The organism is Geodermatophilus sp. SYSU D00879 (genome assembly GCF_054050375.1).
Genome location: NZ_JBJGZF010000002.1, coordinates 282443 through 295989, shown reverse-complemented (window position 1 = coordinate 295989; position 13547 = coordinate 282443). Strand labels below are relative to the sequence as shown.

Annotated in this window: 10 protein-coding genes and 2 tRNA genes; 9 read left to right on the top strand and 3 right to left on the bottom strand. The window is 74.0% G+C overall.

Annotated features, from left to right (window positions below; all coding sequences use genetic code 11):
* The first annotated feature begins 281 nt into the window (after positions 1 to 281).
* Positions 282 to 863, top strand: coding sequence for a M48 metallopeptidase family protein (locus ACI79B_RS04845; RefSeq protein ID WP_456929247.1), 582 nt, complete (start codon positions 282 to 284; stop codon positions 861 to 863).
* A 21-nt stretch (positions 864 to 884) separates the two neighbouring features.
* On the opposite strand, the gene ACI79B_RS04840 is transcribed toward ACI79B_RS04845, so the two are convergent.
* A complete protein-coding gene (locus ACI79B_RS04840) occupies positions 885 to 2264 on the bottom strand; it encodes a zinc-dependent metalloprotease (protein ID WP_456929248.1) in 1380 nt (459 codons plus the stop codon).
* 103 nt (positions 2265 to 2367) lie between these two features.
* Here ACI79B_RS04840 and ACI79B_RS04835 point away from each other — a divergent pair, with 103 nt between their 5' ends.
* The 6 genes from ACI79B_RS04835 to ACI79B_RS04810 all read left to right on the top strand — a co-directional run bounded on the left by ACI79B_RS04835 (position 2368) and on the right by ACI79B_RS04810 (position 10801).
* Entirely contained in the window at positions 2368 to 3393 is a 1026-nt protein-coding gene (locus ACI79B_RS04835; protein WP_456929249.1) for a YlbL family protein, read from the top strand.
* Positions 3394 to 3626: 233 nt separating this feature from the next.
* Positions 3627 to 6596 (top strand): UPF0182 family membrane protein, encoded by a 2970-nt coding sequence (locus ACI79B_RS04830; RefSeq protein ID WP_456929250.1) that lies wholly within the window; start codon positions 3627 to 3629, stop codon positions 6594 to 6596.
* Positions 6597 to 6666: 70 nt separating this feature from the next.
* Positions 6667 to 6743, top strand: a tRNA-Met gene (locus ACI79B_RS04825).
* Positions 6744 to 7083: 340 nt separating this feature from the next.
* A complete protein-coding gene (locus tag ACI79B_RS04820) occupies positions 7084 to 7251 on the top strand; it encodes a hypothetical protein (RefSeq protein WP_456929251.1) in 168 nt (55 codons plus the stop codon).
* A gap of 204 nt (positions 7252 to 7455) precedes the next feature.
* On the top strand, positions 7456 to 9015 hold the full coding sequence (locus ACI79B_RS04815) for a right-handed parallel beta-helix repeat-containing protein (protein WP_456929252.1): 1560 nt from the start codon (positions 7456 to 7458) through the stop codon (positions 9013 to 9015).
* Positions 9008 to 10801: a thiamine pyrophosphate-requiring protein gene (locus tag ACI79B_RS04810; protein ID WP_456929253.1), complete on the top strand. Its 1794-nt coding sequence runs from the start codon at positions 9008 to 9010 to the stop codon at positions 10799 to 10801. Before ACI79B_RS04815 ends, ACI79B_RS04810 begins: the two co-directional genes overlap by 8 nt.
* Before the next feature lie 777 nt (positions 10802 to 11578).
* On the opposite strand, the gene ACI79B_RS04805 is transcribed toward ACI79B_RS04810, so the two are convergent.
* Together ACI79B_RS04805 and ACI79B_RS04800 are read right to left on the bottom strand one after the other, a co-directional pair.
* Positions 11579 to 12205 carry a putative quinol monooxygenase gene (locus tag ACI79B_RS04805; protein ID WP_456929254.1) on the bottom strand — a complete coding sequence of 209 codons (627 nt, stop codon included), beginning with the start codon at positions 12203 to 12205 and terminating at the stop codon, positions 11579 to 11581.
* Positions 12206 to 12346: 141 nt separating this feature from the next.
* Entirely contained in the window at positions 12347 to 12913 is a 567-nt protein-coding gene (locus tag ACI79B_RS04800) for a hemerythrin domain-containing protein (protein ID WP_456929255.1), read from the bottom strand.
* A 125-nt stretch (positions 12914 to 13038) separates the two neighbouring features.
* Between ACI79B_RS04800 and ACI79B_RS04795 the strand changes: the two genes are divergently transcribed.
* Positions 13039 to 13115 (top strand) — tRNA-Met (locus tag ACI79B_RS04795).
* 97 nt (positions 13116 to 13212) lie between these two features.
* Entirely contained in the window at positions 13213 to 13503 is a 291-nt protein-coding gene (locus ACI79B_RS04790; RefSeq protein WP_456929256.1) for a GNAT family N-acetyltransferase, read from the top strand.
* The last annotated feature ends 44 nt before the right edge of the window (positions 13504 to 13547 follow it).

Here is a 13547-nt window from a genome sequence, read left to right as displayed (position 1 = left end):
CCTGCCCGCGGTGCCCACAGCCTGTGGACAGCGCTGTGGAGGCGGTGGGGACCCCGCGGCGTGTCGCTGTGCGCAACCGGGGGAGGGGCCGCCGTCCACCCGCCCGTCGCCGGCCCGTTCCACGCACGTCACCTGCGTGGACGCCGTCGGTGACGCTGTGGACGGAGCGTCCCGCCGCGGCAGCCGGGACAGGAGCGGCGTGTCCACCGTCCGTGCGACTCGTACCCGAGCGGGTGGCTCCCCTCCGCGCGTCGTCGGCGGCCGGTGGCTACCGTCCTCCCGTGCCCGGATCGACCCCCGACCCCTCGCGCGGCCCCCTGTCCACGGACGGGCCGGTCGAGGTGCGCCGCAGCGCGCGCCGCCGTCGGACGGTGACCGCCTACCGCGAGTCGGGGCGGACGATCGTGCTCATCCCGGCGGCGTTCACGCCGGCCGAGGAGCGGCGCTGGGTGGCCCAGATGGTGGCCAAGCTGCAGACCCGGGAGGAGCGCCGCCGCCGGTCCCTGGGCGGCGACGACGAGCTCATGAGCCGCGCCCGGGCCCTGTCGGCCGAGCACCTCGACGGCGTGCCCCAGCCGACCAGCGTGCGGTGGGTGGACAACCAGCAGCGCCGCTGGGGCTCGTGCACCCCCGCCGACGGCAGCATCCGGCTGTCCAGCCGGCTGCGGTCGATGCCGGAGTACGTCGTCGACTACGTGCTGGTGCACGAGCTGGCGCACCTGCTGGAGGCCAGCCACGACGCGCGTTTCTGGGCGCTGGTGGCCCGCTACCCGCGGGCCGAGCGGGCCCGCGGCTTCCTCGAGGGGGTCGAGACGGCCCGCGCCGACGGCGCCCGCGAGGACGACGGCGACCTCGTCGACTGAGCGGGGTCCCGCGGGAGCGACTCAGCGGGTGGGGGCGTCCCCGTCGGTGTCCCCGCCGTCGGTGTCGCCGCCGTCGGTGTCCTCGGCCGGGTCGGTCAGCGCGCGCAGCTCGTCGTCGACGCCCTGGCGGGCGACGAAGTCCAGCGGCTCGTCGAGGTCGTCGGAGGTGGGCAGCAGGTCCGGGTGCGACCAGAGCCGGTCGCGGGCCTCGGTGCCGTGCTGCTGCGCCATGGCGCCCCAGACGGTGGCCGCGTCGCGCAGCCGGCGCGGGCGCAGCTGCAGGCCGACCAGCGTGGCGAAGGTCTGCTCGGCCGGGCCGCCCGAGGCGCGGCGGCGGCGCATCGTCTCGGCCAGCGCCCCGTGCCCGGGCAGCCGCTCGCCGGCCGCGGCCGCGACGACGGCGTCGACCCAGCCCTCGACCAGCGCCAGCAGCGTCTCCAGCCGGCGCAGCGCCATCTGCTGCTCCGGCGTCTCCTCCGGCTCGAGCAGCCCGCTGCCCAGCAGCTCCTGCAGCGCCTCGGGGTTGGACGGGTCGAAGCCGCCGCCCATCGAGCCCATCGCGTCGTTGAGCCCGCGCTCGATCGCCTCGCGGTCGATGGTGATGCCGCGGGCGTAGGCGTGGACGGCGTCGTGCAGCTGCTGGCGCAGCCACGGCACGTGGGCGAACAGCCGCAGCGACGCGGCCTCGCGCAGGGCGAGGAACAGGCGGACCTCGTCGGCGGGGCGGTCCAGGCCCTCGGCGAACGCGGCGACGTTCTGCGGGACGAGCACCGCGGAGCCGGCCGGGGCCAGTGGCAGGCCGACCTCGGTGCCGGTGAGCACCTCGCCGGCGAGCCGGCCGAGGGCCTGCCCGACCTGGGCGCCGAACATCAGACCGCCCATCCGGCCCATGATCCCGGCCAGTGGGCCGGCCATGGCCATGGCCTCCTGCGGCAGCGCGGAGGTCATGGCGGCCACGACCTTCTCGGCCAGCGGGTCGATGAGCGCGCCCCAGGCCGGCAGCGTCTGCTCGACCCACTCCACCCGGGACCAGGCCAGCGCCCGGTCGGCCCCCGAGGGCAGGTCGGTGACCTGGTCCAGCCACAGGTCGGCCAGGCGCACCGCCTCGGTGACGGCGGCCCGTTCGGCCTCCGACGTCGGCTGGGTGCCGGTGGCCAGGGAGCTGATCGCGCCCTGTCGGGCGAGGTCCCAGTTGACCGGCCCGCCCGACCAGTTCATGAGCTTCTGCAGCTCGGCGAACAGCGGCATCTTGCCCAGGAGCTCCTCCGGGGTGCCGCCCCCGGCGCCGCCCGGGCCGCCGAACCCGAACAGGGCGCCGAAGCCGAACGGGTCGCCGCCGGGCTGGTCCCGGCGCTCGGGGTCGCGGTCGGGCATCCCGAATCCGAACGGCACGTCACTCATGCCCCCACGGTAGACGCGTGATCACACCGCCGGAGGCCGAGCGCGGGCTCCCGCGTCCGCTCTCGGCGGACGCTGCCAGCGGGAGGTTCTACGCTGGCCGGTCGTGACCCGTCGGATCGCCGTCCTCGCCGTCGGTGTGGTGCTGCTGCTCGTCGCCGGCGTCCTCGGCGCGGCCCTGCCGGTGCCCTACGTCGCCCAGGTGCCCGGCCCGACCTTCAACACCCTCGGCGACATCGACGGCGACCCGGTCATCTCCCTCCGCGGCCGCGACCGCAACGACGTCACCGGCAACCTCAACCTGACCACGGTCGGCGTCGGCCGGGCGGGCCTGAGCCTGGTCGAGGCGGTCCGCGGCTGGTTCGACGACGAGATCAGCGTGGTGCCCGAAGAGTCGGTGTACCCGCCGGACCAGACCGAGGAGGAGATCGAGCAGGCCAACCGGCAGGCCTTCCTCACCTCCGAGGAGTCCGCCGAGGCCGCGGCGCTGGGCCATCTCGGCTACCCGGTGAAGGTCGTCGTCCGCGGGCTGTCCGGGGACGACTCGCCGTCGGACGGGCTGCTCGAGGAGGGCGACGCGATCGAGTCCGTCGACGGGCAGCCGACGCCGGACTCCGACGCGCTGGCCGCCGTCCTCGCCGCCATCCCGGCCGGCACGACCGTGGAGGTCGCCTACACCCGGCTCGGGCAGCCGGGCACGGCCACGCTGACCACGGGCGGGTCCTCCGACCGCGAGGGCTCGGTGCTCGGCGTCGTGGTGCGCGAGCAGCCCTCGGCGCCGTTCGACGTGGACATCGACGTCGCCGACGTCGGCGGTCCGTCGGCGGGCCTGATGCTCACCCTCGGCATCCTCGACCTGGTCGGCGACACCGACCTGACGGAGGGCGCCGTGGTGGCCGGCAGCGGCACGATCGACGCCGATGGCGCGGTGGGCGCGATCGGCGGCATCCAGCTGAAGATGGTCGCCGCCGAGGAGATCGGCGCCGAGTTGTTCCTCGTCCCGGCCGACAACTGCCCCGACGCGCTCGGGTCCCCCGCCACCGGCCTCACCCTGGCGCGGGTGGCCACCCTGGACGACGCCCTGACCGCCCTCGAGGACGTCCGGGAGGGGCGCACGCCCGCGGGCTGCTGAGCGCCGCCCGCCACGGGTCGCCCCGCGTGGTGGATGCTGTCGGCCAGCACGGGCTCCCCGGGGAACCCGGTGCCGCGCCGAGCGTTGGTCAGGGGCGACACCGGCCGCTCGTGCGCCAGCCCGGCGCCCGTGCCGACCGGCGCCCCAGACGTCCGACCGCACGCGGTCGCCACACCGCGACGGCGCCTCCCGGTGCCCGCCGCACCTGCAACTGAAGGAGACCGCTCGTGGCCATGCGGCCCCCCGTGTCCGTGCCGACGCTGTCGCGGCGCGCGAAGGTGGTCATCGGGTCCATCGCCGTGCTGCTGGTGCTGTTCACGGCCATCGGGACGTTGACCAACGTCTACGTCGACTACCTCTGGTTCGACGAGACCGGGTACACCGAGGTCTTCTGGACCGAGCTCCAGACCCGGGCCCTGCTGTTCGCCGTGGCCGGCGTGGCCACCGGCGGGCTCACCGCGCTGGCGATCTACCTGGCGTACCGGTTCCGCCCGGCGTTCCGGCCGATGTCGCTGGAGCAGCAGAACCTGGAGCGCTACCGGCAGTCGCTGGAGCCCCGCCGCACCCTGGTGCTGTCGGCCGTCGCGGTCGTGGTCGGCCTGTTCGCCGGGTTCACCGCGCAGGGCAGCTGGGAGACCTGGCTGACCTTCCGCAACTCGACGCCCTTCGGCGACGTCGACCCGCAGTTCGGCCTGGACCTGTCGTTCTTCGTCTTCGAGTACCCCTTCTACCGGCTGCTGCTGAGCTTCGGCTTCGCCATCGTGCTGCTCGCGCTGATCGGCTCGCTGCTGACCCACTACGTCTTCGGCGGCCTGCGGCTGCAGACGCCGGGGCAGAAGCTCACCGGCGCGGCGATGGTGCAGCTGTCGGTGCTGCTCGGCCTGTTCGTGGCGCTCAAGGCGGTCGCGTACTGGTTGGACCGCTACGGGCTGGTCTACTCCGACCGCGGCGAGCTGTTCAGCGGCGCGAGCTACACCGACGTCAACGCGCTGCTGCCGGCCAAGACGATCCTGGTCTTCGCGGCGGCGTTCTGCGCGCTCGCGTTCCTCGCCAACGTCGTCGTCCGCAACTTCCGGCTGCCGGCCGCCGCGCTGGTCCTGCTGCTGCTGTCCAGCCTGGTGATCGGCGTGGCCTACCCGGCGATCGTGCAGCAGTTCGTCGTCCGCCCGAGCGCCAACGAGCGCGAGGCCGACTACATCGAGCGGGCGATCGCCTCGACCCGCGCGGCCTACGACCTCACCGACGTCGAGTACACGGACTTCGCGCAGGAGAACACCGGGGAGGACGTCGACACCGACGCCGCCCTCGCCGAGCTGCGCAACGACGACGCGACCATCCCGAACGCCCGCCTGCTCGACCCGAACGTGCTGGCCGGGACCTTCACCGCGCGCCAGCAGATCCGCAACGTGTACGGCTTCCCCGAGAAGCTCGACATCGACCGGTACACGGTCGACGGCGAGACCCGCGACTACGTCGTCGCCGTCCGCGAGCTCGACAGCGGCAGCCTGTCGGAGAACCAGGACACCTGGATCAACCGGCACACCGTCTACACGCACGGCAACGGGTTCGTCGCCGCGCCGGCCAACCAGGTGGTCACCGGCCAGGAGGGCGGCGAGCCCAACTTCACCAGCCGCGACCTGCCCACCACCGGCGACATCGACGTCGAGCAGGGCCGGATCTACTACGGCGAGCTGATCGACGACTACTCCGTCGTCGGAGCGCCCGAGGGTGCCGACGCCCGCGAGTTCGACCGGCCCGAGGACGGCTCCGAGGGCGAGGTCAACAACACCTACGACGGCAAGGGCGGCGTCGCGATCGGCAGCTTCTTCCGGCAGCTGACGTTCGCCATCTACTACCGCGAGCGCAACTTCCTGCTCTCCGGCGCGGTCAACGACGCCTCGAAGGTGCTCTACGTCCGCGACCCGCGCGAGCGGGTGGAGAAGGCCGCGCCGTTCCTCACCGTCGACGGGGACCCCTACCCGGCGGTGATCGACGGCCGCGTGCAGTGGATCCTCGACGGCTACACGACGTCCGACGCCTACCCGTACTCCGAGCGGATGGAGCTCGGCGAGGCGGCGCAGGACGCGCTCACCGGCCAGGGGACCGCGGCGCTGCCGAACGAGCAGTTCAACTACATCCGCAACTCGGTCAAGGCCACCGTCGACGCCTACGACGGCACCGTCCGGCTCTACGAGTGGGACGAGGAGGACCCGGTGCTCAAGGCCTACATGGCCGCGTTCCCGGGCGTGATCGAGGAGCGGTCGGAGATGAGCGACGAGCTCATCGGTCACGTCCGCTACCCGGAGGACCTGTTCAAGCTGCAGCGGGACATCCTCACCCGCTACCACGTGAGCGACCCCGGCGACTTCTACAGCCAGAACGACCGCTGGGCGGTGCCGGCCGACCCGACGCAGGACACGCAGACCGAGGAGGCGCAGCCGCCGTACTACATCCTCGCCGCGCGGCCGGGGGAGCCCGACGCGACGTTCCAGCTGACCAGCGCGCTGAACGCCTTCCGCCGGCAGAACCTCTCGGCGTTCATCTCCGCCTCCAGCGACCCGGACACCTACGGCTCGATCCAGGTGCTCCGGCTGCCCGGCAACACGCCCTTCCGCGGGCCGCAGCAGGTGCAGCAGTCGTTCAACACCAACGACGAGGTCGCCCGGGACCTGACGCTGTTCAACAGCGAGGACTCGCAGGCGGTGTTCGGCAACCTGCTGACCCTGCCCATCGGGGAGAACGGCCTGCTCTACGTGCAACCGCTGTACGTGGAGGGGACCGGGCAGAACTCCTTCCCGCTGCTGCGCAAGGTGCTGGTCAACTACGGCGGGCGGGTCGGCTACGCCGACACCCTCTCCGACGCGCTGGACCAGGTCTTCGGGGCCGGGGCGGGGGACACCGCGACCGACTCCGACGACGCCGGGACCACCCCGGACACCGAGGAGCCGACGCCGGCCGAGCCGACCACGCCCGCGGAGCCGACCACGCCGGCCGAGCCGACGACGCCGCCGGCCGACGGGTCGAACCCGGGGCTGGACCAGGCGGTCGCCGACCTCGACGCGGCGCTGCAGCGGCTGGCCGACGCCCAGCGCAGCGGCGACTTCGCCGCGCAGGGCCAGGCGCTGGCCGACCTGCAGGCGGCGGTCGAGGCCTACGAGGCGGCCCAGGGCGCGGCCGCGGCGCCGGCCACGCCGACCGGCTGAGCCGCGCGGGCGGGGGTGTGCCGACCCGGTGCGCCCCCGCCCGCGACCGGGTGTAGGCTGGTCTCACCGACGCGGGGTGGAGCAGCTCGGTAGCTCGCTGGGCTCATAACCCAGAGGTCGCAGGTTCGAATCCTGCCCCCGCTACCACAAGACAGTGGCCCTCACAGTGACTGTGAGGGCCACTGTCGTTCGTGCAGGGGTCCGCGAGTCGCGGCTGACGTCGAACCGCAGCACGCCGAGGCGGTCGCCCTGCCTTCCGCAGTGGCCGGCACCCCCGCCGCGCTCCTCGGGGCCCGCGAGGCCCCGGCCCCGGCGAAGCTCCGGCCCCGGCGCTCCGGGTCGCAGTCGAGCGGGATGACCGGCTGCGGCGCGGGACGGAGCGGGAGACGTGCTCGCCGGAGCGCCCGTACCCCTCCGACGGTAAGGTCGATCCCACTTGCGCGACCGGGAAGCCATCCTCGGGTTCGACGGACGCAGGGAGCCCGTCGTGGCAGAGCTCGGCTACCCACCCTCCTGCGAGGAGCACGGGGCGTCGGATCTGGTGCGGTTCGCCGCGGGTGCGGAGCAGGTGGGCCTCGGCTACGCCTCCATCTCCGACCACTTCCATCCCTGGCTCGCGCGGGGGATCCCGCGGGCTGGTGCCGCGGACCGGTGACGATGCCGCAGGGCTGGGACGGCGTGCACGTCGAGCGGCTGTGGGTCCGCGGCCGCCCGGCATCGCCGACCGCTGTCCACGGTGAGGGCCGCGCGCGGCTGGATCTCGCGTGATCGCGGACGCCGTGGAGCCGGCGACCGCCGGGCCGTGGATGAGCACCCGGCCCGCTGGGTAGCGGGCACCAGAGCAGACCCTGGGAGCCACATGGACGCGAGGTCGGTGCACGACGCGCGGGAGCACGGCCTGACCGGGGACGGGGTGACCAACGACCAGCCGGCCCTCGCCGCGCTGGTCGATCGGCTCGGGGACGCGTGCGCCGAGGACGGCCGGCCACGGGTCATCTCCGTGCCGCCGGGGAACTACTGCATCCGGGACGCCGCGACGGTGTGGCGCTCCGGGGTCTCACTGGTGGGCTCCGGGATGGCCGCGACCCGCTTCCTGCTGGCCAACCCGGGTGCACCGGGGACGCCGACCCCGCTGACGTGGTTCACCGCCGAGCAGCACGGTGCCGGGCCCGACAACCACCTGGCCGACTGCACCTTCGCCGGCTTCGAGGTCGACGGCTCGGGCATGCACCTGGACGAGTACGACCCACTCGCCAAGGGCCTGGGCCTGCAGTACGTGCTGCGCGGTCGCTTCCGGGACCTCTGGGTGCACGACACCCCCGCGACCGGGTTCGGCTGCGACTTCCTGCAGGACACCGTCGTCGACGCCGTCCTGGCCGAGCGGTGCGGCCGGCTCGACAACGGCGAGCAGCCGGGTGGGGCGGGCATAGGCATCGGCATCGGCGGGTGGGGGACCACCGAGCGGCTGACCGTCACCGCGTGCACGGCCCGGGGCAACGGGACCAACGGCATCTTCGTCGAACTGCAGCAGGAGATGTGGCCGCCCCCGCGGGGCATCCGGATCACCGCCTGCCACGTCGAGGACAACCGTTTCGGCATCTCCGACTGGGGCGCCGACGGCCTGGTCGTGACCGGCTGCACGATGATCGGCAACCACGAGGCCGGGTTCGACATCTCCGCCCAGGGCACCGCCGGGATGGCCGGCCGGGGCGGCATGGTCGTCAACTGCACCATCGACGGGAACCTGCGCGACGGCATCGGCATCGGCAACACCCCCGGCCCGTACACCATCAGCGGCAGCCGGATCAGTGCCAACGGGCGCTACGGCTACTGGCAGCACCCTCTCGGCGAGGGGTACCGCGGACCGGCGATCGACCTCGTCCTGGACGGGAACTCGATCCGGGACAACGGGCTGGACGGGATCCGGGTCGACGCCGGGCTGGACCACTGCGCGTTCACCCGCAACCGGGTCCGCAACAACGGCCGGCGGGCCGCCCCGGCCGCGTCGGGGGGCGGGTCCGGCGTCTCCTACGGCGAGCTCAGCCTCACCGACGAGACCGCCGACTGGCGTCCCGACGGGCACCGGGGCAAGCACGTGGCCGTCGCCGGGGAGGACGCGGTGGTGCTGTTCAACACCGCGACGACGCTGGGGCTGGCGCCGCACCGGCCGGGCGCCGGGAGCGCCTGGCGGTCCGGCCGACCTGCCGAGGGCACGCCCTACCACCTGCCGGGCTCCCCCCGGCTGCGGGCCGGGATCACCCTCGACGCCCCGGTCGGCGTGCTCGACCTCGACGGCAACCGGATCTGGGACGACCAGGAGGAACCCTCCCAGACCCACGCGACCTGGACGACCGAGCGGGTCTCGCGCGCCACCGCCCGGGCGCAGGGGCACCCGGAGAGCGGGGATCCCGATGGGTGAGGACCAGCGGCTGGTCGCCGACCTGGCCGTCGAGCGGCTGCGCGCGTGGGGGGTCCAGCGGGTGTTCGGGCACTCCGGCGACGGCATCAACACGGTGCTCGGGGCCATCCGGCGGGCGGGCGGCGCGCCGGCGTTCGTCCAGGCGCGGCACGAGGAGAACGCCGCCCTGATGGCGGTCGGGCACGCCAAGTACAGCGGCGGGGTCGGCGTCGTGGTCTCCACCCAGGGTCCGGGCGCGGTGCACCTGCTCAACGGTCTCTACGACGCGAAGCTGGACAACGTCCCGGTGGTCGCCGTCGTCGGCCAGCAGGAACGGACCGTGCTCGGCTCGGCCTACCAGCAGGGCCTGGACCTGCAGACGCTGTTCACCGACGCCACCCGGTACGTGCAGACGGTGGTCGCCGCCGAGCAGGCGCAGATGGTCATCGACCGGGCCTTCCGGAGTGCCCTGGCCACCCGCCAGCCGTGCGCGGTGGTCCTCCCGCACGACGTGCAGCAGCTGCCGCTCCCGGAGCCCCTGCCCCAGCGGCACGGAGTGGTGGTCAGCGCGCCGGAGTGGCGCCGTCCCCGCGTCCGGCCGCAGGACGAGGACCTCCGGGACGCCGCCGACCTGCTCAACGACGGCCGGAAGGTGGCGCTGCTGGTCGGTCAGGGGGCCAGGCACGCCGGCGCCCAGGTGCGGGCCGTCGCCGACCGGCTCGGGGCCGGGATCACCACCAGCCTGCTGGGCAAGCCCTGGGTGGATGAGCGGCTGTCCACCAGCGCCGGCGTCATGGGCCACCTCGGCACCAGCGCCAGCGCCTTCCTGATGAGCTCCTGCGACACCCTGCTCATCGTCGGCAGCAACGACCCGTGGACGGAGTTCTACCCGCCGCCGGGCCGGGTGCGCGCCGTCCAGATCGACGTCGACAGCCGCAACCTGGGCAACCGGTACCCGGTGGACGTCGGGCTGCCCGGCGACGCCGCGGAGACCCTCGACGCGCTGCTGCCGCTGCTCGCAGCACCGGCCGACGACGGCTGGCGGGCCGAGGTCGAGGACGCGGTCGCCCGCTGGCGCGCCCTGGCCGAGGAGCGGGCGGCGCTGCCGGCCGAGCCGCTGAACCCGGAGTTCGTGATCCGCGAGCTGTCGCCGCGCGTGCCGGTCGATGCCCAGGTCAGCGTCGACGTCGGCTCGGTGACCTACTGGTACGCCCGGCACCTGACCCTGCCACCGGGGGTTCCGGCGCACCTGTCCTCCACGCTGGCGAGCATGGGCTCGGCCCTCCCGTACGGGATCGCGGCCAAGCTCGCCGCGCCCGACCGCCCGGTGATCGCCCTGGCCGGCGACGGCGCCATGCAGATGAACGGCATCGCCGAGCTGATCACCGTCGCCGCGCGGTGGCGGGACTGGCCGGACCCGCGGTTCGTCGTCTGCGTGCTGCACAACCAGGATCTCGCCGAGGTGACCTGGGAGATGCGCGAGATGGAGGGCGACCCGCGGTTCGACGCCAGCCAGCGGCTGCCCGCCTTCCCCTATGCCGGGTACGCGGACCTGCTCGGCCTGCGCGGCATCCGGGTCGACGCCCCGGCCGACGTGGGGACCGCCTGGGACGCGGCGCTGACCGCCGACCGCCCGGTCGTGCTGGAAGCCGTGGTGGATCCGGAGGTCCCGCTGCTGCCGCCCTTCCCGGCCGGTGAGCAGAAGCTCGACCAGATGCGGCAGGGGCTCGCCCAGGACGGCCCGGCGGGCGAGCGCGCCCTGCGCCTGCTGGACGAGCAGGTCCGGCAGGAGCGCGAGCGCCGGTGACCCCGGGGTGCCGCCCTCGGATGCCGCTCGTTGGAGGTGCCCAGTACTGCAGCCCCACCCATCTCGGTCGGCTCCGGCGTGGCTGCGGCGGAGTGGCGGACCTCAGTCCCTCGGCGGCCGAGGATCTCACCGTGGCACGGGTCGTCGATGGGTCCGCCGCGCCGAGGCTGGCATCGCCCCTGACGTGCCGTTCCGGACCGGACCGGAGCTGGACCTGGCCGTGCTGAGCCGCGCGCTGGATGCCGGAGTGCCGGCCGGCTGGGTCGCCGCCGATGAGATCCACGGGCGGAACGCCGCACTCAGGCCCGGACCTGCGCGGCGAAGCTGACCGAACTCTCCGCCGCCGAGATCCGCCACCTCGTCATTGGCCTGGCCTGGGCCACCAACCAGCGCCCCGAGCAGGTGCTGCACCGGCCACGCTGGCGCCGCAGACACCAGGCCCGCGCGCCGCTGCCACTACGCGACGCGAGAGCGCACGTGACGTGCGGCTGTAGTACTGGCCGGCGGCGAGGGTCAGCGGATCGTGCTGGAGATCGAGGGGGTCCGGCGTGCGCGCCGAGATCACTGCGTATCCCGAGGCGGGGAGGCGTCGGTCGGGAAGTGAACCGGACAGGGGTGCGCAGATGCCTGTGCACAGGGTTGTGAGCTGCGAGAACGGGCGACGACCAACAGGAAGGGGGGTGGTTCGGCCGGTCCTCCCGCTACTCCGAACGGCGCCGGCCCCCACCACCCAGCGGTGGGGGCCGGTGCCGTTCCCGCGCCCTGGGGTGCCCGGGGTCAGACGGTCTCGGGCACCCGGAGATGAGCGACGACGAGGTCCATCTCGGCGACGTCGAGGATGTCGATGCCCATCGTGTCGACGGCGCCCTCGCGGATCATGCGGGCCGCGTCCCGTGTCCCCTCGAGGTGCGCGCGGTCCGCGAACACGACCGTGCCGACGGCGCGGCCGCTGTCCCGGTCGACGAGCAGGCTGAGGCTGCAGAAACCGGGCAGCTCCTGGATCCGCGGCATCAGGGTGGTGCGGTACATCTCGAGGATCTGGTCGACCCGGGCCGGCTCGCCGCGGCTCCAGGTGACCCGTGCGCAGGCGCCGTCCCCGGCGTTGTGCTCGCGGTGCAGGACGGCGATCTCCCACTCCCGCACCTCGAGGTCCTCGCCCGTCCCGAAGCGCTCCCGCATGTGCTCGCGCATCGGGTGCACGCGGTCGGCGGTGGCCCGCATCGCCTCCTGGTCCTCCCACGCCGACGTCGCGATGCACCGGCCGGACTCCCGGTCGCACAGCATCGACAGGCCGACGCAGCCGTCCATGTCCTGCAGGGCCGGCCACACCTCGTCGCGTACGTACGCGATCGCGTCGTCGAGCGAGCCGGGGTTGGCGCGGATGGTGGTGGATCGGGCGTACATGCCGCCCCCCTCTCGGACCGGCGGCGGTGCCCCTGCGGCATCGCCGCGCGGTCGAGCGTCCTCCCGCGCCCGACGGCGGACAAGGTCCCCGGCGGCGCACCGGGCCCCGGCCCTCCGGCCGGAGGACCGGGGCCCCGTGCCTCAGGTGTTGTCCGACCGCCCGGTCAGTGCGTCGCGGAGCCGGTCCACCATCCCGACGCCCGGTCCCACCGTCTTGTGGAACAGCGCGCTGTGCGGCGCCGACGGGTGCGGACGGGTGGGCGCGGCCTTCTTCGCCGCCTCCACCTTCCGGCCGATCTCCACGAGCTGGTCCGGGCTCAGCCGGGCGCGCAGCGCGGGGAACTGCTCGGTCTCCTCGTCGGTGACGTGGTGGCGCAGCACCTGCTCGAGGCGGCCGAGGGTCTCCAGGAACCGGGGGTCGGCGGAGTCGACGTCCTCGAGCTCCTTCATCACCTCCACCAGCTGCTGGTGCTCCTGGATGTCGTCCTGCACCGCGGCCTCGCCGTCGGGCAGGTGCTCGCGCACGGCCGGGTAGACGAACATCTCCTCGGCGACCGAGTGCCGCATCAGCTCGGCGATCACGGTGTCGGCCATGTCCCGCCGCTCGGCGGGGTCGGCGGCGGGGATGCGGCCGACCAGGTCGAGGACCTCGTGGTGGTCGGTGGTCAGGATCTCGACGACGTCCTGGTTGCTCGTACTCGCGGTCATCGGGCTGCCTCCGGGCCGGAGCGTTGCCGGGCGGCTGCTCACCCGGTACCGCGGTCCTACCCGGGTGGCACTGCCCACACCCCCCGCAGCGGCCCCGGAGAGGCGTGTACAGTGGGTTCTACCGACGCGGGGTGGAGCAGCTCGGTAGCTCGCTGGGCTCATAACCCAGAGGTCGCAGGTTCGAATCCTGTCCCCGCTACCACGGCACGAGGGCCCCGGAGCAGACGCTCCGGGGCCCTCGTCGCGTCCCGGGGCCGTCGGCGGGAACAGAGCGGACGCCGGCCGGGTTGCGGAACGGCATGGAGCCGACCGTGCAGGACGCCCCCGAGTCCGAGCGTTACGAGATCCGCGACGGCGACCGCCTGCTGGGGCTGGCCGCCTACTCCCGCCGGGGTGCGCAGGTGGTCTTCACCCACACCGAGATCGACCCCGACGCCGAGGGGTCCGGGCTGGGCGGCAGGCTCGTCCGGGCGGCCCTGGACGACGTCCGGTCGCGCGGGGAGACGGTGGTGCCGCGCTGCTCGTTCGTCCGCGGCTGGATCGAGCGCCACCCCGAGTACGGCGACCTGGTGGACCGCGGCGACGCCTGACCCGCGGGCGGCCGGACGGCCGCGGACACGGACGCGGAGGTGTG